The organism is Roseovarius sp. MMSF_3298 (assembly GCF_030733705.1).
Taxonomy (GTDB): domain Bacteria; phylum Pseudomonadota; class Alphaproteobacteria; order Rhodobacterales; family Rhodobacteraceae; genus Roseovarius; species Roseovarius confluentis.
Genome location: NZ_JASHIN010000006.1, coordinates 171750 through 189763 on the forward strand (window position 1 = coordinate 171750; position 18014 = coordinate 189763).

Consider the following 18014-nt stretch of genomic DNA (forward strand, 5'->3'; position numbering starts at 1 on the left):
TCCTCCTTAACGAACGGATTTTGCTTTGACAACCGGGTTACGCAGTTGAAGACCTGTTCAGACGCGAAAGACTGCCGAACGGCAAGTGCTGCCGCGCGCCCGTCCGTTGCACGTGCAAGCCCGCTCCGGTTCGGCGCAGTCAATCTGGTTCGAACGCCGCCACTCGCGGTATCGAGAACCGCGATGCAACAGCACGCTGTGCGTGGGCCGCTCGCAACGTCTGTTCGCTTGGCGTGAAGGCATGTCCACGCCTCCCTGAACTGGAAAGCCGCCGATGCAAAACCGCCCCCGCAGAGCCTGCGAGGGCGGTGTCGTTGGTGGGGCGGACCCGCGTCGGGGGACCGCAGCGCCTTACTTGTACTTCTTGATCTCGCCCGAGCGCAGGCGCGACGCGTAGCTTTGCAGCTCGCGCTTGACGATCGGCATCAGGAAGTAGAGGCCCAGCACGTTGACCACCGCCATCGCGAAGATCGCGGCATCGGAGAAGTCGATCACCGGGCCGAGGCTGGAGGCCGCGCCGATCACCACGAAGATGCAGAAGATCAGCTTGAAGATCAGCTCTTTCGTCTGGCCCTCACCGAAGAGGTAGGTCCAGGCCTTCAGCCCGTAATAGGACCAGCTGAGCATCGTGGAGAAGGCGAAGAGGATCACCGCCAGCGCCAGGATGTACTTGAACCCGTCGATCGAGGACTGGAACGCCGCCGAGGTCAGCGCGACGCCGGAATTGTCGCCGACGGTCTGGATCGCGGTGCCCGCCTCGTTCAGCACGAAGAGGCCGGTTTCGGGGTCGGTCACCAGCTGGTCGGTGATGATGATCACCAGCGCGGTCATGGTGCAGACCACGACCGTGTCGATGAAGGGTTCCAGCAGCGACACGAAGCCCTCGGTGATCGGTTCCTTGGTGCGCACGGCCGAGTGGGCGATGGCCGCCGAGCCCACGCCCGCCTCGTTCGAGAAGGCGGCGCGGCGGAAGCCCTGTATCAGCGCGCCCACCATGCCGCCGGCGACGCCGAGGCCGGTGAAGGCGCCCTCGAAGATGCGCCCGAAGGCGGTGCCGATCTGGTCGAAGTTCATCAGGATGATGATCAGCGCGGTGCCGACATAGAGGATGCCCATGAACGGCACGACCTTTTCGGTGACCTTGGCGATGGATTTCAGCCCGCCGACGATCACGGCGAAGACGACCGACGCCATGACAAGGCCGGTGATCCAGCCGGGGTAGTCACCGAGGACGTTGGCAAGCTGCGCGTGGGCCTGGTTGGCCTGGAACATGTTGCCGCCGCCAAGCGCGCCGAGGATGCAGAAGACCGAGAAGAGCACCGCGAGGATGCCGCCGCCGAAGATGCCACGTTCCTTGAACCCCTTGGAGAGGTAATACATCGGGCCGCCCGAGACTTTGCCATCGGGGTATTCGTTGCGGTATTTCACGCCGAGCGTACATTCGGTGAACTTGGACGCCATGCCCATGAGGCCGGCGAGGATCATCCAGAACGTGGCCCCCGGACCGCCGATGCCGATGGCGACCGCGACGCCCGCGATGTTGCCGAGGCCTACTGTGCCCGAAAGCGCCGTGGCGAGCGCCTGGAAGTGGCTGACTTCGCCCGCGTCGTTGGGATCGGAATAGTCGCCTTTCACAAGAGCGATGGAGTGGCCGACCCAGCGGAACTGCACCACGCCGAAATAAATGGTGAAGACGGTGGCGGCGATCACAAGCCAGCCCACGATCCAGGGGAAACTGGTGCCGGGAAAGTCGGAGAAGATCAGGCTGACGAACCAGCCGGTGGAGTTGGCGAAGATCTCGTTGACCCGCTCGTCGATGGATTGCGCCAGGGCCGGGGCGCTGAGCGCCAGCAGGGCGAAGAGCGCCGCCAGGGGCGTCTTGAGTGAATGTTTCATCTGTGTCCCTCGATTTTCTTGTTGAATGCTTGGCGCGTTGTCACGGCACGATGGTGACGGGCACGGGCGCCGCCTGTGCGAGGCTGCCCGCGACCGAGCCGAAGAGGCGCGAGGACAAGGCGGAATGGCCGGTGCGGCCGATGACGATCTGTTCGGCCTTGTTCTCGTTGATGATGTCGACCAGCGTATCGGCGATATGACCGTAGCGCAGGACCGTAGTGGCGCTAATGCCGGCATCGGTGAGCTTTTTCAGAACGGGTTTGAGCAGCGCATCCTCGGCGCGGGCCAGCTCTTCCTTGCGGCGCATGTGCCGTTCCTCGAGCTCTTCCTTGGTGAGGAAGGAATAAGGCGACCATTCCAGCACGTGGGCGACGATCACCTCGGCGCCTTGTGCCTTTGCCAGGGTGGTTGCGAAGTCGAGAGCCGCCTTGGCGCTTTCACTGTCGTCAAATCCCAGGACCAGTTTTTTTGACATTGTTCTCTCCTGTCGTGTCATTCCGGATCGGAATCCGATCAGCGTAGACGCAAAAGGCGAGTCGGCGCGAGTTTTTTCAATTTCTGTAAGCAAGACGGTGCCGTAGGGTGCCGGATTCCGGTCGGTTTGCGGCTGGTTTGGGCGGTGCGGGAACAGCAGGCCGGGAGGTCCCGGAGCAAGTCCGGGACGGGCGTGCTCGTGTGCCGGGGGGCGCCTAGAGGAACGCGGTTTCGTCGAAGCTGCGCAGCTTGCGGCTGTGGATGCGTTCCAGGGGCATGTCGCGGATATGCTCCATTGCGCGGATGCCGACCATCAAGTGGCGCGAGACCTGTGTCTTGTAGAAATCGCTGGCCATGCCGGGCAGTTTCAGTTCGCCATGCAGGGGCTTGTCCGACACGCACAGGAGCGTGCCGTAGGGCACCCTGAAGCGGAAGCCGTTGGCGGCGATGGTCGCACTTTCCATGTCGAGCGCGATGGCGCGGGACTGGCTGAGGCGCTGGACCGGGCCGGACTGATCGCGCAGTTCCCAGTTGCGGTTGTCGAAGCTGGCGACGGTGCCGGTGCGCATGACGCTTTTCAGCGCGTAGCCTTCCAGTTCGGTCTCGGCGGCGACGGCCTGTTCCAGCGCGATCTGCACCTCGGCCAGGGCCGGGATGGGCACCCAGGCGGGCAGGTCGGCATCGAGCACCGCGTCCTCGCGCAGGTAGGCGTGGGCAAGGACGAAATCGCCCAGCGACTGCGAGTTGCGCAAGCCCGCGCAATGGCCGACCATGATCCACGCGTGCGGGCGCAGGACGGCGATGTGGTCGGTCGCCGTCTTGGCGTTGGAGGGGCCGACGCCGATATTGACCAGCGTGATGCCGCTGCTGTCCTTGCGCTTGAGGTGGTAGGTGGGCATCTGCGGCAGCTTGGAAGTGGGGCGCAGCACCTCGTCGGGGCCGGTGATGGCCGTGTCGCCGGGGCCTATGAAGCTGTCGTAGCCACTGTCGGGATCGGCCAGCATCTTGCGGGCGAAGGCTTCGAACTCGGCCACGTAGAACTGGTAGTTGGTGAAGAGAACGTGGTTCTGGAAATGCTCCGGCGCGGTGGCGGTGTAATGCGCGAGCCGGGCGAGGGAATAATCGACGCGCTGGGCCGTGAAGGGGGCAAGCGGCGCGGGGTCCTCTTGCATCACGGTGTAGGTGCCGTTGACGATGTCGTCGTTGGTGGTCGACAGGTCCGGCACATCGAAATAGTCGCGCAGGGTGAAATCGGACGCGCCCTGTTGCGGGACGGTAATGGAGGCGTCGTTGGCGACGGCGAAATGCACCGGCATGGGGGTGTCCGACACGCCGATGGTGACCGGCACCTCGTGGTTGTCCAGCAGGAGGCCGATCTGCTGTGTCAGGTAGTTGCGGAACATGCGCGGCCGGGTGACGGTCGTGCTGTAGGTGCCCGGCTCGGCCAGGTGGCCGAAGCTGAGGCGGCTGTCGATCTTGGCATAGCTGGAGGTGCTGATGCGGATCTCGGGGTAGAAGGCGCGGACGGGGCGCGAGGGCTGGCCGTTCAGCATCGCGGCCTGGAACGCCTCGCACAGGAAGCGCACCGCGTCGTCGTAGAGGGCCACGAGATGCGCCACCGCCGCTGCGGCCTCGGTAAAGTTTTGCGGCGCGGGGGCGTGGGGGCTGTGATAGCGGCCGTCATCGGCGGTCTGAGCCATGGTGTACCCGTTACAATAAACTTGTGCGGCGCACGTTGACAGAGCAAGGGGCGCTTCGCAAGCTGGCGCCGATCTGGCTGCGAGGGAGGGGGCGATGGATTTCGAGACGGTCACGCCGGAGGTGTTCGGCGCGTCCCTGCGGGGGCTGGGGCTGAACCTGCTGGTGCGGGACGTGACGCGAGAGGTGGCGTTTTTGGAGGCGGTGTTCGGGATGACGGCTCACCGGGTAAGCGGAGATTTCGCGATCATGCTCTACGGCGACCAGCTGATGCAGCTGCATGCGGACGGGACCTATGGCAGTCACCCCGCGCTGGGGCTTTTGCCCGAAAGCGGCCCGCGCGGGGCGGGGGCGCAGCTGCATCTGTTCGACAGCGACCCGGACGAGGCGGCGGCCAAGGCAGAGGCCGCGGGCGGGCATGTGTTGCAGCCGCCGACGGACAAGCCGCACGGCCTCCGCGAGACCACGATCCTGTGCGAGAACGGCTATGCCTGGGTGGCGTCGCGGCCGCTGGAGGTTATATCAGCCGGGTGAGGCATAGGAGAGCGGCATGGGCAAGGTATTGCTGTCATTGGGTCACGGCTTTTCTTCGCGGGCGTTGGCAAGGCGGCTGGTGCCCCGGGGCTGGCGTGTGATCGGCACGACCCGGAGCGCGGAGAAGGCCGAGGCGCTGGCGGACGAGGGCGTGGAAGGCGTGGTCTGGCCCGGAAGTGACCTGTCCGGGGCGCTGGGCGAGGCGACGCATCTGCTGAGCTCGGTCAGCCCGGGGGAGGACGGCGATCCTGTGTTGAATGCGCTGGGCGATGATATCGCGAAGGTGGCGGGACGGTTGGAATGGGCCGGGTACCTGTCGACCACGGGGGTTTACGGCGACCACGAGGGCGATTGGGTGACCGAGGACAGCCCGCTGGAGCCGTCGACCGAGCGGGGGCACAGGCGGGTCGTGGCCGAGGCGGCCTGGGCCGGCATTCCGGACCTGCCGCTGCATATCTTCCGGCTGGCGGGCATCTACGGCCCCGGGCGCGGGCCGTTCGAGAAGGTGCGAAAGGGCACGGCGCGGCGGATCATCAAGCAAGGCCAGGTGTTCAGCCGGACCCACGTGGAGGATATCGCGCAGGTGCTGGAGGCGTCGATCAGGCGGCCCAATCCGGGTGCGGCCTACAACGTGTGTGACGATGATCCGGCGCCGCCGCAGGACGTGATCGGCTATGCGGCGGAACTGCTGGGCGTGCCGATGCCTCCGGCGGTGAATTTCGAGGACGCGGAGATGAGCCCGATGGCGCGGTCCTTCTATGCGGAATCGAAGCGGGTGGATAACAGCCGGATCAAGGACGAGTTGGGGGTCGAGTTGATTTATCCGGACTACAAGGCGGGGTTGACCGCGTTGTTGGCGGAAGAGGAGGCGCGTACGGGGTAAGCCCCGGCGCGTGGGTTATCACCCATCCTACGAGGTCCCGGGGCAGGCCCGGGACGGGCGCGCTCTTGGCGTTATTCAGGTTGAGAATCCAGACGGTTCTGCCGAGTGCTGCCCGCCGTATTTGAGTATTTGAAGAACAGTGAAAGGCTTGGTCGCCCCCGTTTTCATCGTTCTTCAAATACTCATGCCGGCGGCACGACCACAAGCATACGATCAGCCGTTTTCGCGCAGGATGGCGCCGGCGAGGTAGAGCGAGCCGCAGATCAGGATGCGCGCCGTGGGGTCTTTCGCGGCGATGTCCTCGATGGCGGCGCGGGCGTTGGCGGCGGTGCCCGACGGCAGGCCGACATTGGCGGCGGCGGTGGCCGTGTCTTCGGCGGGCAGGGTGTTCGCCTCGCCGGGGATGGAGATGGCGGTGAGGCTTTGCGCGACGCCGGCCAGTGGCGAGAGGTAGCCCGAGATATCCTTGGTGTTGAGCATGCCGCAGACCAGGTGCGTGGGGCGGGGTGGCAGCGAGGCCAGGTGCGCGGCCAGCGCGCGACCTGCGGCGGGGTTGTGGCCGCCGTCGAGCCAGAGCTCGGCCTGCGGTGCGGCCTCGGCCAGAGGGCCGGTGGAGAGGCGCTGCATCCGGGCGGGCCAGTGGGCGTGCGTGACCGCAGCCTCGAGCGCGGCATCGCCAAGGTGCAGGTGACGCAGGGCGGCGAGGGCGGCGCCGGCGTTCTCATGCTGGTGCGCGCCGGGCAGGTTGGGCAGGGGCAGGTCACGGAGGCCGGTTTCATCCTGGTAGATGAGACGGCCACGTTCGGTGGTGACGTGCCAGTGTTGGCCGTGGGCCAGAAGGGGCGCGCCCAGACGTTGGGCGGCGGCCTCGATGGCGTCCATGCCTTCCTCGTCCTGCGGACCGACGACGCAGGTGACGCCGCGTTTGAGGATGCCGGCCTTTTCGCCGGCGATCTTGGCCAGCGTGTCGCCGAGATATTGCTCGTGGTCCATCGACACGGGCGTGATGATTGTGAGCGCGGGCTTGGCGACGACATTGGTGGCGTCGAGCCGTCCGCCCAAGCCCACCTCGAGCAGGGTGTAATCTGCGAGCGTGCGCGACATGGCGAGGATCGCGGCGCAGGTGGTGATCTCGAAGTAGGTGATCGGTTCGCCGCCGTTCGCGGCGTAGCATTCATCGAGCACTTCGGTCAGGTGCGGCTCGGATATCAGCTCGCCGGCCAGCCGGATACGTTCGTGGAAACGGGCGAGGTGGGGCGAGGTGTAGGCGTGGGCGGTTTTGCCGGCGCCCTCGATCCCGGCGCGGATCATGGCCAGCGTCGAGCCCTTGCCGTTGGTGCCGGCGATGTGGATTACCGGGGGCAGATCGTTCTGCGGGTTGCCGAGCGCCTCCAGCAGGCGCCAGACGCGGTCGAGCGTGAGGTCGATGATCTTGGGGTGCAGCGCCATCATCCGGTCGAGGATGACGTCCGATGTGGGGGCGGTCATTTGTCGGCTTCGTCCGCGGTCTGTTCCTCGGCGGTGTCGGGCTGCGCCGCGTCCTGAGGCTCTTCCTCGGCGGGGAGTTCAGGGGCGGGGAGGTCGGCGGTGACGGCGGGCGGCAGGTTCAGGAGCATGCGCAGGATGGTGATGAGTTCGGTGCGCATTTCGCCGCGCGGGGTCACGCGGTCGAGCATGCCGTGATCCAGCAGGTACTCGGCGCGCTGGAAGCCCTCGGGCAGTTTTTCGCGGATGGTCTGTTCGATGACGCGGGGGCCGGCGAAGCAGATGAGCGCGTTGGGTTCGGCGATATGCACGTCGCCCAGCATGGCGTAGGACGCGGTGACGCCGCCCGTGGTGGGGTGAGTCAGCACGACGATGTAGGGCAGGCCTGCCTCTTTGAGCATCTGCACGGCGACGGTGGTGCGGGGCATCTGCATGAGCGACAGGATGCCTTCCTGCATGCGCGCGCCGCCCGCGGCGGAGAAGAGCACGAGGGGGCGGTTGAGCTTCACTGCCTCTTCGGCGGCGGCGATGATGGCGTTGCCGACATACATGCCCATGGACCCGGCCATGAAGGAAAAATCCTGCGCCGCCGCGACGATGGGGGTGCGGCCGATTTCGCCGGAAGCCACCAGCATCGCCTCGGTCTCTCCGGTCGCCTTTTGCGCGGCGCGCATCCGGTCGGGATATTTCTTTTGATCGCGGAATTGCAGCGGGTCGGCGGTAGGCTGGGGCACGGACACTTGTGTAAAGGTGCCGCCGTCGAAAAGGGCTGTGAACCGATCGCGCGGGGTGATCGGCATGTGATGGCCGCAGGAGGTGCAGACGTTGAGGTTTTCGCGCAATTCGCGGTGGAACAGCATGGTTCCGCACTCGTCGCACTTGGTCCACAGGTTCTCGGGGATCTCGCGGCGCGAGAAGATCGAATTGATGCGCGGACGCACGTAATTGGTGATCCAGTTCATCTGTGGCCCAGTTCCCGTTGCAAATCGCCCTTGAGATAAGCCGTGCGCGTGAGAAATGCAATCAGACGCGCAGGGCGAGTCGCGCGGTGAGCCAGCTGACCAGCAAGAGCATCAGGTCGAGCGGCGCCCAGAGCCAGAGTGCATCTCTGTCGTCCAGGGTGAAGGGGTAGGTGTAGAGGGCCAGGCCGTCGAAACTGCCCGCAGGTGCGGCGACGAGGATGGCGAAGAAATTGTTGACGAAATGCAGGCCGAGGGCGGCGCCGATGGTGCCGGTGCGGGCCGTGAGGTCGGCGGCGGCGATGCCGAAGAGCGTGGCCCAGCCGACAATCAGCCAGTTGGCGTCGCCGTTGATCACGGGATCGTAATGCAGAAGGCCGAAGAGCAGGGAGGGGACGATGATCCAGATTCGGGGATTGGCGAAGCGGGCGGCGAGCTGGCTTTGCAGGTAGCCGCGAAAGACCAGTTCCTCGGCCCCGGTCTGGATCAGAAGGGCGGGCAGGGCGAGCGGCAGGAAGGTCAGCCAGCGGGTGGTGTCGATATTCGCCTCGGGCGTGAGGCCGGGCGTGGCGGGCAGCAGGATCGAAAGGGCGAGGTGCAGCCCGACCATGTAGAGACAGACGCGGGCGAAATGGAGCCGTGCAAGGCGCAGGTCACCGACGAAGCTGGGCAGGGCGCGGCCATGGATGGCGCGGCCCGTCATGGCCAGCGCGACGATGATGAAGCCGAAGAGGTAGAGGTTCGCCAGCACGCCGGCCGGGGTTTCGCCGGTTTCCAGGTCGCCGAGCGTGCTGTCCCACGAGGTCGCCGGCGCCACGATGTTCAGCAGCGCCGAGGCGGCGAAGATCAGCGACAGGAACAGCGCCGCCAGCATGATGGCGCCCAGCACAAGGCGCACGAGCGAGGCGGTGGGGCGAGCCGGATGAACAAGGGCTTCGTGCGGTCGGTAGGCGTCGGACATGGAACCAGAGCTAGGGCGCGGGGGCATGGACCGCAATGGCGTTTGCCCCGGAGCGGCCAACAAAAAACCCGGGCGCGAACGCCCGGGCCAGTATCAAGGGTCGGGAGGACCCATTCTTATTTGGTCTCAGCCTTTCGAGAACTCGGGGTAGGCTTCCATCCCCAGTTCCGACATGTCGAGACCTGCGATCTCTTCCTCTTCGCCGACGCGGATGCCCATGACGGCCTTGAGGATGAACCAGACGATCAGGCTGGCCACGAAGGTGAACACACCGTAGGCCACGATGCCGGTCAGCTGGGTGATCAGGTTGGCGTCGCCATTGTAGAAGATCACGGCGATGGTGCCCCAGATACCGGCGAAGAGGTGCACCGGAACGGCGCCGACCACGTCGTCGATTTTCAGCTTGTCGAGCATCGGGACGGTCAGGACCACGATCACGCCACCCACGGCACCGATCCAGAGCGCACCGAAGAGCGTGGGCGCGAGGGGTTCGGCGGTGATCGAAACGAGGCCCGCGAGGGCGCCGTTGAGCACCATGGTGAGGTCCGGTTTCTTGTACATCACCTGGGTCAGGATCAGCGCGGTCACGGCACCGGCCGCGGCAGCCATGTTGGTGTTGGCGAAGATGCGGCTTACGTCGGAGACGTCACCCACGGTGCCCATGGCAAGCTGCGAGCCGCCGTTGAAGCCGAACCAGCCGAGCCACAGGATGAACGTACCCAGTGTGGCGAGCGCCAGGTTGGAACCGGGCATCGGGTGCACCTTGCCGTCCTTGCCGTACTTGCCCAGACGCGGGCCCAGCACGATGGCACCGGCCAGGGCAGCCCAGCCGCCCACGGAGTGCACGACGGTCGAACCGGCGAAGTCGGAGAAGCCGGCTTCGGACAGCCAGCCGCCGCCCCACTGCCAGGAGCCCGAGATCGGGTACATGATGCCGGTCAGGATGACGACGAAGATCAGGAACGGCCACAGCTTGATCCGCTCGGCCAGCGCGCCCGACACGATCGAGGCGGTGGCGGCGACGAAGACCAACTGGAAGAAGAAGTCCGAACCGACGGATGCATAGTCGAGCGCCGCATCGGCCGCGGCCACGCCCACAGGATCGAGCACGGTCTGCCCGCCGATGGCGAAGTAGCCGTTGAAGTCGCCCGGGTACATCGTGTTGAAGCCGATGAGCCAGTACATGATCGCGGCAATCGAGAAGAGTGCGATGTTCTTGGTCATCTGCATGGTGACGTTCTTGGAACGCACCAGCCCGCCTTCGAGCATGGCGAAGCCTGCGGCCATGAAGAACACCAGGAAGCCCGCCATGCAGAACAGCAGGGTGGTCATGATGTAGGGGCCGATCTCGTCGAAGCCCGGAGCGGCGGCCTCTGCGGCGGCGGCCTCGTCCTGAGCGAAGCCGAGTTGGGGCAGGACCGCGATTGCGGTTGCGGCGAGCCCCAGATGAATAAAGCGTTTCATAGTGATGTTATCCCTTCTTTCGCGCGGTTTAAAGCGCGTCATCGTTGGTTTCGCCGGTGCGCACGCGCATGGCCTGCCCGATATCGAGCACGAAGATCTTGCCGTCGCCGATCTTGCCGGTCCGCGCGGTCGTCGCGATGGTCTCGACCACCTGGTCGACCATGCCGGCGGCAACGGCGATCTCGAGCTTGATCTTGGGTACGAAGTTCACGGCGTATTCCGCGCCGCGGTAGATCTCGGTGTGACCGGACTGAGAGCCGAAGCCCTTGATCTCGGTCACCATCATGCCGCGCACGCCGATCCCTGTCAGCGCTTCGCGCACATCTTCAAGCTTGAACGGCTTGATGGTTGCAATGATGAGTTTCACAGATGTCCCTTTCGGTTGCTTGGGCGAGGTTGATTTCGCTGTTGCAGAAAGTGACGGAGATGAGGCGGGCGGGAAGGGTGAGCGCCGGGGAAGTGGGCAGAAATCACCAAGAAATGCACAATTTATGCGCAAATAATCCTGAATGACTAATTAATGTGCAGCTAAGAATCGCTGCGACGCGCAAACGCCTACGTCGTATTACGTATACGACTAGGGGAGCCGACCGTGCCAAAACGCGCGGGCGCCACGGCGGCGTTTGGTAAAATCGAAACGCTTTTGGGGGTCTACTTTCGGAATGAGGACCTGTAGACTGCCGCAAAACCAGAGGTCCGGGCAGGTTAGGGCATGGGAAACCAGGGGCGAAAAGCGCCGCGACTCGTTGCAGACAGGCGATACGGCAAATCCGCGAAGACACCGGCAAAGAGCCGGACCAAGCCGGCTGCGCGCAAGCCTGCGAAAACCGCGCGCCCTCGGCGCAGGGGCGGTGGCGGCCGTTCGGGCGGCGGGCGCGGCCCGGTGGCGTGGATCAAGCGCCTGTTCCGCTGGATATTGCGGCTGTTCTGGGTCGTAACATGGCGCGTGACCGCGGTGGTGGTGCTGGTGACGGCCCTGGCTGTGGCCTATGTCTATGCCGGGTTGCCGGATGTGCGCGCACTACTGGACGGCCGGGCGCGGGGATCGGTCACCATGCTGGACCGCGAGGGCGACGTGTTCGCCTGGCGCGGTGACCAGTTCGGCGGGGTGGTGACGGCCGATACCGTCAGCCCCGACTTGCGCAACGCGGTGCTGGCCACAGAGGACAAGCGGTTCTACCAACACTTCGGCCTGAGCCCGCGCGGCATCGCCAGCGCTGTCCGCATCAATCTGAGCGAGGGGCGTGGGCCGCTGAGCGGGCACGGTGGGTCGACCATCACCCAGCAGACCGCGAAATTGCTGTGTCTTGGCGTAGAATACGACGAGACGGAGTGGGAGAGCGAGGCGGAGTACGTTCAGGATTGCCGCCGCGGATCGCTGAGCCGGAAGGCCAAGGAAGCGATCTATGCGATGGCGATGGAGGCGAAGTATTCCAAGAACGAGATCCTGTCGATCTATCTCAACCGGGCCTATTTCGGCGGCGGCGCCTTTGGCGTGGAGGCCGCGGCGCAACGGTATTTCGGGGTGAGCGCGCGCGAGGTGAACGCGGCGCAGTCGGCCATGCTGGCGGGCCTGCTGACCGCGCCGACGCGGCTGGCGCCGACGACCAACCTGGAACGGTCACAGGCAAGGGCGGCGACGGTGCTGCGGCTGATGAACGAACAGGGCTACCTGACCGATGCCGAGACGCAGGCCGCGCAGGACAACCCCGCGACACTGTCGGAGGCCGCCGAAGCGCAGGCGGGAGGCTATTTCGCCGATTGGGTGATGGACAGCGGGCCGGAGCTTTTCACCCGCGACACGACAGAGGACGTCATAATCCGAACGACGCTGGACCAGCGGATGCAACGCGCCGCCGAGGAGGCGCTTGACTGGGTGTTCGAGAACAAGGTCAGTGAAGGATCCGAGGCGCAGGCCGCGATCGTGGTGATGAGCGCCGATGGCGCGGTGCGTGCGATGGTGGGCGGGCGCAAGACCAAGGTGACCGGCGCGTTCAACCGGGCCACGATGGCCAAGCGGCAGACCGGCTCGGCCTTCAAGCCGTTCGTCTATGCGACGGCGCTGGAACTGGGCTATGAACCGACGTCGATCGTCGTGGATGAACCGTATTGCCGCAATATTGCCGGGTCCGGCCAATGGTGCCCCGAAAACTATGACAAGAAATTCCATGGCCGCGTGCCGCTGATCCGGGCGCTGGCGCGGTCCTACAACATCCCTGCGGTGAAGGTGGCCGAAAGCGTGGGCCTGGACCTGGTGCGCCAGGTTGCCAGCGACTTCGGCATCGATAACGAACTGGCCGACGGTCCCGCGCTGGCGCTGGGCGCATCGGAAAGCACGCTGCTGGAAATGACGGGGGCCTATGCGGGTATCCTGAACGGTGGTTCGTCGGTGACGCCTTATGGGCTGGTTGAATTGAAGCTCCTGGGGGACGACGACCCGCTGATGCGCAAGGGGGGCGGCATTGGTGAACGCGTGATCCAGCAAGAGGCCGCGCAGAAGCTGATGGGTATGATGTACGAGGTGGTGCAGTCGGGCACTGGCGGGCGCGCCAAGCTGCCCGACCGGCAGGCCGCCGGCAAGACCGGCACGACGCAGGCGGCACGCGACGCGTGGTTCCTGGGCTTTACCGCCGATTACGTGACCGGAGTGTGGATGGGGTATGACGACAACACCCCGCTCAAGGGTGTGACCGGCGGTGGGCTTCCGGCGGACATCTGGCGCGAGACGATGGTGCGGGTGAACGAGGGTGTGCCGGTCAGCGACCTGCCGATGATCCGGGTCGAACCGCAGCCGCAGATACAACAGCAGCCGCGCACGCAGCAGCGCCAGGACCGGGACCGGGGCAACACGATCAACCGGATGCTGGAAGAGCTGCTGGGGCCGGCACATGGCGGGCAATAGTACGGCAAAAACCGGCGACCCCCGCGCTATCGCCGGAGCTTGTGCGGCGGCGGGGCGAGGCGGCCGGACCTGTTTCGGGATCAGCCCGCGCGTTGCACGTCGGCGATCAGGGCGTCGATATTGCCGCCGTTGCGATCGAGCATCGCGCCGATCTCGGTGCGTTCGCTGAGCCGCAGGCTGACGCCCTCGATCACCATGTCGAAAAAGAGGTCGCGGCCCGAGCGGTCAGAGACCAGGAAAAGCACGGTGAAGGGCGACTTGCCGCGCAGCTTTACGGTCGAGCGGACCTCGTGCCAGGACTTGACCTGGCGCACGCCGGTCACGGTGATCTGGCCGCCGATGAACTCGCGGAACCGCTTGCCGTACTTGCGGGCGATATAGCCCTGGAAGGCGGCGGTGAAAGCCCGCATCTGGCCCGAGGAGGCGCGGCGCGAATCGGCGCCCAGCGTGGAGCGGGCAATGATGTTCACGTCGGCATAACGGGCGAAGATGCGTTCGAAATCGCGGATCATCGCGCCGGTGGACTTGCCCGAGGCGATCACGCGGTTGATATCGGCCACGACCTGGTCGATCAGGCCGCGGGCGCGCGCCTCTGTCAGGGCGAAGGCGGGGGTTGCGGCAGCGGGCAGCAGCGTGGCGGCCGCGCCGGCGCCGATCAGGAAACGTCTGGAAATGTCATTCATCGTAGGGGTCCTCCAGCGGCGTGCCGGGTTCGGCATCATAAGGATCTTCGAACGCCCCGCCCGAGCCACCGCCGAGCTTGAAGCGCCTGTTCTGAATATAGAGCGACCGCGCCTGTGCGTAACTGTCGGCGCTGTCGTAAAGGATGGAATCTATGGTGTCGGCATAACGCCCGCGGTCCGACAGGCCCGTGACGCCAGTGGCGATGGTGCCATAGTAGTTCTCGGGCTCGTCGAGCACGTACGTCAGCGGGTTGGTGAAAAGATCGACGATCTTGCCCGCCGCCGCGCGCTCGGTCGAGGGGCCGAGCAGGGGCAGTTCGACATACGCCCCTTCGCGCACGCCCCAGACATGCAGTGTCTGGCCGAAATCGGCGTCGGTGGCCTGGGGCATGTTGAGTTCGGACGCGGTGTCGAACAGGCCGCCCAGCCCGATCGTGGTGTTCACGAGGAAGCGGTAGGTGTCCTCGGTCGCGCCTTTCATGTTGCCTTGCAGGATGTTGTTCACCACGGCGCCCGGGATCGACAGGTTGAAGGCGAAACGGCCGACCATGTTCTCGACATCGTCGGGAATGAAGCCGGAATAGCCCTTGCCTGCGGGCCCCACCAGGTTTTTGTCCAGCGCCCGGTTGAAGGCGTGGGTGCGGCGGTTCTCTTCCTCGTAGGGATCGAAAGGCTCGGAGGCCGGGTAACCCGCGGGGCGCGGCGTGCAGCCCGCCGCGGCGAGGGCCACGACAAGCGCAAGGCCGGTCGCGAACAGCGTTGGTCGTCGTATGGAGATGAAATTTGGCAACGGTCAGGCTTTGGTTAAGGTATTGCGGTCATAAATAATCGATTGGCTGAATTTACCCAGATGCGGCGACTTGACGAAGGTGTCCTGTAGCAGAACGGTGTCTATGGTAGTAAGTCGGAACGGGGTATCGTTCAAGCGACGATCTGACGGGACGCGGAAGAGACGGCATGCAACTTAGCAAGGCAAGACTTGATGCAGGCCGCGAGGAACTTCGCGCCGCCCGCCGCGAGAGCCGCGGACTTTACTGGTTCGTGGGGATCTTCAGCTTCTTCGTGAACATGCTGATGCTGACCGGCCCGATCTACATGTTGCAGGTCTATGACAGGGTGTTGGGCAGCCGATCGGTCGAGACGCTGATCGCGCTGAGCGTGCTGGTGGTGTTCCTGTACGGGATGATGGGCGTGCTGGACTACGCCCGCGGGCGGATCATGGGCCGGGTCGCGGCGCGTTTCCAGGCCCGGCTGGATCGCCGGGTGTTCGACGCGGTGATCCGCAAGGCGGCGGTGGCGCCGGACGAGCATACGCAAACCGGGTTGCGCGACCTGGAGGCGGTGCAGCGGCTGATGGCCTCGCCGGTGCTGATGGCCATCTTCGACTTGCCCTGGACGCCGGTTTTCCTGGCCGGGATATGGTTGTTTCACCCGTGGCTGGGGGCGCTGGCGCTGATCGGCGGGGGGATCATCATCCTGATCACCGTGGTCAACCAGGCGGTCACCCGCCAGCCGGCAATGAAATCGGCGCGGGCCACGGGTGCGGCGGAAATGCTGTCGAACCAGATCCGCAACGAATCGGAAATGGTGCAGGCGATGGGGATGCGCGATCAGGCGTTCTCGCGCTGGCAGACCGCGCGGGACGAGTCGCTGAGATCCCAGATCGCGTCATCGGATCTTGTGGGTACGTTCACCACGACGACGAAGACCTTCCGGCTGTTCCTGCAATCGGCGATGCTGGGCCTGGGGGCCTATCTTGTGTTGCAGAACGAGCTGACGCCGGGCGCGATGATCGCGGGCTCGATCCTGATGGGCCGGGCGCTGGCACCGGTCGAACTGGCCGTCGGGCAGTGGGCGCTGGTGCAACGGGCCATGCAGGGCTGGCATTCACTGACCGAACTGCTGGCGCTGGTGCCGCCCGAGCAGCCGCGCACGCCGCTGCCCAAGCCCAAGGCGCTGTTGCAGGTGCAACAGGTCACCGTGGTGCCGCCGGGCGACCAGCAGGCGGCGCTGAAGACGATCAGTTTCACTGTGCAACCGGGCCAGGCGGTGGGCGTGATCGGTCCCTCGGGTGCCGGCAAGTCGACGCTGGCGCGGGCGCTGACCGGCCTGTGGCGGCCTGCGGGCGGGCGAATCCGGCTGGATGGCGCGTCGCTTGATCAGTTCGAACCGCGCGTGCTGGGCAGGCATATCGGATACCTGCCGCAGCGGGTGCAGTTGTTCGAGGGGACCATCGCCGAGAACATCTCGCGCCTGGCCGAGGAGCCTGACGCCGCCAAGATCGTGGAGGCGGCGAAGAAGGCCGATGCGCACGATATGATCCTGAAGCTCCCCGACGGCTATGACACGCGTATCACCGCCGGGGGCGGGCGCCTGTCAGGCGGGCAGATGCAGCGGATCGGGCTGGCGCGGGCGATGTATGGCGACCCTGTGCTGGTGGTGCTGGACGAGCCCAACTCGAACCTCGACAACGAGGGCAGCGAGGCGGTGAACCACGCGATCCGGGAGTTCAAGGCCGAAGGCAAATCGGTGCTGATCATGGCGCACCGGCCCGCGGCGATCCGGGAATGCGACCAGTTGCTGATGCTTGAAAGCGGCATGGTGCGGGCCTTCGGGCCCAAGGACGAGGTGCTGAAGGACGTGGTCAAGAACGCCGGGGAAATCAGCGCCAGCGGCCAGCAGGGAGGGGTGCAGTGAGCGACGAAAAGCGCAGCGCCTGGTCGGTCCGGACGCCGATGATCGTGGGGGTGACCGGGCTTATTATCCTGGTGGGAGGTTTCGGGACCTGGGCCGCGATGACCGAGATATCGGGTGCGGTGATTGCCAGTGGGCAGATCGAGGTCGACCAGAACCGTCAGGTGGTCCAGCATCCCGATGGCGGCGTGGTGGCGTCGATCGAGGTCGATGAGGGCGACACGGTGGACGCGGGGCAGGTGCTGTTGCGGCTGGATGCGACCGCCTTGCGCTCGCAGCTGGCGATCACCGAGAACCAGCTGTTCGAGTTGCAGGCGCGGCGCGGACGGCTGGAGGCCGAGCGGGACGAGCGGGACGAGATCACCTTTCCCGACCTGGTGCGCGACGTGGCGGCGCGCAACACGGAGGTGGCCGAGTTGCTGGACGGGCAGCGGCGGCTTCTGACGGCGCGCAACGAGACCGTGGCGAGCGAGATTTCCCAGCTGGAGAAACGGCGGGGGCAGATCGGCAACCAGATCGAGGGGATCGAGGCGCAACAGGCGGCGATGGACGAGCAGCTGGCGCTGATCGAGGAGGAACTGGCCGACCAGCAATCTCTGCTGGACCGGGGGCTGGCGCAGGCCTCGCGGGTGCTGGCGCTGCAACGGGAGCAGTCGCGGATGCTGGGTCAGCTGGGCGAGCTCGCGGCGCAGGTGGCACAATCCGAAGGGCGGATCACCGAGATTGACATCGAGGTACTGAAGCTGGGCACGCGGCGGCGCGAGGAGGCGATCACCACCTTGCGCGACTTGCAGTTCCGCGAGCTGGAACTGCTGGAGGAGCGGCGTGCGCTGATCGAGCGGACGAGCCGGCTGGACATCACCGCGCCGGTGAGCGGCGTGGTTTACGGGCTTCAGGTCTTTGCGCTGCGCTCGGTTATCCGGCCGGCCGATCCGATCCTTTACGTCGTGCCACAGGACCGTCCGCTGATCATCAATGCGCAGGTCGAGCCCACGGATATCGACAAGCTGTTCGTGGGACAGGAAGTGACGCTGCGGTTTTCGGCGCTGGACCAGCGGACGACGCCGGAGCTGATCGGGCAGGTGATGCAGATCTCGGCCGATTCGTTCCAGGACGACAACACGCGACAGAGCTATTACCGGGCCGAGATTGCGCTGAGCGAAGGTCAGCGGGAGCGGCTGCCGGAGGATGTGACGCTGATCCCCGGCATGCCGGTGGAGACCTTCATCCGCACCGCCGACCGCACGCCGCTGGCCTATCTGACGAAACCGCTGACGGATTACTTCGCCAAGGCGTTTCGCGAATAGGCGGAGCGCCTTCGGCGCGCAGGGTGTCTCGGCGTCCCTTCGGGACGTCTCGGGGGGCGTGGCGGGCGTGACGC

At 65.6% G+C, this 18014-nt stretch carries 15 protein-coding genes; 5 read left to right on the forward strand and 10 right to left on the reverse strand.

Annotation, left to right across the window (positions count from 1 at the left end; all coding sequences use genetic code 11):
• Positions 1-351: 351 nt before the first annotated feature.
• The 3 genes from RBB18_RS08025 to RBB18_RS08035 all read right to left on the reverse strand — a co-directional run bounded on the left by RBB18_RS08025 (position 352) and on the right by RBB18_RS08035 (position 4070).
• Positions 352-1896, reverse strand: coding sequence for a sodium:alanine symporter family protein (locus RBB18_RS08025; RefSeq protein ID WP_103762941.1), 1545 nt, complete (start codon positions 1894-1896; stop codon positions 352-354).
• 40 nt (positions 1897-1936) lie between these two features.
• Positions 1937-2371 (reverse strand): universal stress protein, encoded by a 435-nt coding sequence (locus RBB18_RS08030; RefSeq protein ID WP_103762942.1) that lies wholly within the window; start codon positions 2369-2371, stop codon positions 1937-1939.
• A 214-nt stretch (positions 2372-2585) separates the two neighbouring features.
• Positions 2586-4070, reverse strand: a complete 1485-nt coding sequence (locus RBB18_RS08035; protein ID WP_103762943.1) for an AMP nucleosidase — start codon at positions 4068-4070, stop codon at positions 2586-2588.
• 94 nt (positions 4071-4164) lie between these two features.
• Between RBB18_RS08035 and RBB18_RS08040 the strand changes: the two genes are divergently transcribed.
• Positions 4165-4602, forward strand: a complete 438-nt coding sequence (locus tag RBB18_RS08040; RefSeq protein ID WP_306110724.1) for a VOC family protein — start codon at positions 4165-4167, stop codon at positions 4600-4602.
• Positions 4603-4618: 16 nt separating this feature from the next.
• Positions 4619-5485, forward strand: coding sequence for an SDR family oxidoreductase (locus RBB18_RS08045; RefSeq protein ID WP_306110723.1), 867 nt, complete (start codon positions 4619-4621; stop codon positions 5483-5485).
• 213 nt (positions 5486-5698) lie between these two features.
• Here RBB18_RS08045 and RBB18_RS08050 read toward each other — a convergent pair whose 3' ends face one another.
• The 5 genes from RBB18_RS08050 to RBB18_RS08070 all read right to left on the reverse strand — a co-directional run bounded on the left by RBB18_RS08050 (position 5699) and on the right by RBB18_RS08070 (position 10721).
• The gene (locus RBB18_RS08050) at positions 5699-6973 is read right to left on the reverse strand and encodes a folylpolyglutamate synthase/dihydrofolate synthase family protein (protein ID WP_306110722.1); all 1275 of its coding nucleotides are present in this window, start codon (positions 6971-6973) and stop codon (positions 5699-5701) included.
• On the reverse strand, positions 6970-7932 hold the full coding sequence (accD, locus tag RBB18_RS08055) for an acetyl-CoA carboxylase, carboxyltransferase subunit beta (RefSeq protein WP_274594516.1): 963 nt from the start codon (positions 7930-7932) through the stop codon (positions 6970-6972). The genes RBB18_RS08050 and accD overlap by 4 nt, the downstream gene beginning before the upstream one ends.
• Before the next feature lie 61 nt (positions 7933-7993).
• Positions 7994-8890, reverse strand: coding sequence for a CPBP family intramembrane glutamic endopeptidase (locus RBB18_RS08060; protein WP_103762948.1), 897 nt, complete (start codon positions 8888-8890; stop codon positions 7994-7996).
• A 126-nt stretch (positions 8891-9016) separates the two neighbouring features.
• The gene (locus RBB18_RS08065) at positions 9017-10354 is read right to left on the reverse strand and encodes an ammonium transporter (RefSeq protein WP_103762949.1); all 1338 of its coding nucleotides are present in this window, start codon (positions 10352-10354) and stop codon (positions 9017-9019) included.
• A 28-nt stretch (positions 10355-10382) separates the two neighbouring features.
• Positions 10383-10721 carry a P-II family nitrogen regulator gene (locus RBB18_RS08070; RefSeq protein ID WP_057790819.1) on the reverse strand — a complete coding sequence of 113 codons (339 nt, stop codon included), beginning with the start codon at positions 10719-10721 and terminating at the stop codon, positions 10383-10385.
• 345 nt (positions 10722-11066) lie between these two features.
• Between RBB18_RS08070 and RBB18_RS08075 the strand changes: the two genes are divergently transcribed.
• A complete protein-coding gene (locus RBB18_RS08075) occupies positions 11067-13256 on the forward strand; it encodes a transglycosylase domain-containing protein (protein WP_306110721.1) in 2190 nt (729 codons plus the stop codon).
• Positions 13257-13336: 80 nt separating this feature from the next.
• Here RBB18_RS08075 and RBB18_RS08080 read toward each other — a convergent pair whose 3' ends face one another.
• Both RBB18_RS08080 and RBB18_RS08085 read right to left on the reverse strand, forming a co-directional pair.
• Positions 13337-13939, reverse strand: coding sequence for a phospholipid-binding protein MlaC (locus tag RBB18_RS08080; RefSeq protein WP_103762951.1), 603 nt, complete (start codon positions 13937-13939; stop codon positions 13337-13339).
• The gene (locus tag RBB18_RS08085) at positions 13932-14729 is read right to left on the reverse strand and encodes a VacJ family lipoprotein (RefSeq protein ID WP_245890464.1); all 798 of its coding nucleotides are present in this window, start codon (positions 14727-14729) and stop codon (positions 13932-13934) included. The genes RBB18_RS08080 and RBB18_RS08085 overlap by 8 nt, the downstream gene beginning before the upstream one ends.
• A 167-nt stretch (positions 14730-14896) precedes the next feature.
• Here RBB18_RS08085 and RBB18_RS08090 point away from each other — a divergent pair, with 167 nt between their 5' ends.
• Together RBB18_RS08090 and RBB18_RS08095 are read left to right on the forward strand one after the other, a co-directional pair.
• Positions 14897-16636: a type I secretion system permease/ATPase gene (locus RBB18_RS08090; RefSeq protein WP_274594518.1), complete on the forward strand. Its 1740-nt coding sequence runs from the start codon at positions 14897-14899 to the stop codon at positions 16634-16636.
• 38 nt (positions 16637-16674) lie between these two features.
• Positions 16675-17940: an HlyD family type I secretion periplasmic adaptor subunit gene (locus RBB18_RS08095; protein ID WP_103763014.1), complete on the forward strand. Its 1266-nt coding sequence runs from the start codon at positions 16675-16677 to the stop codon at positions 17938-17940.
• Positions 17941-18014: the final 74 nt, after the last annotated feature.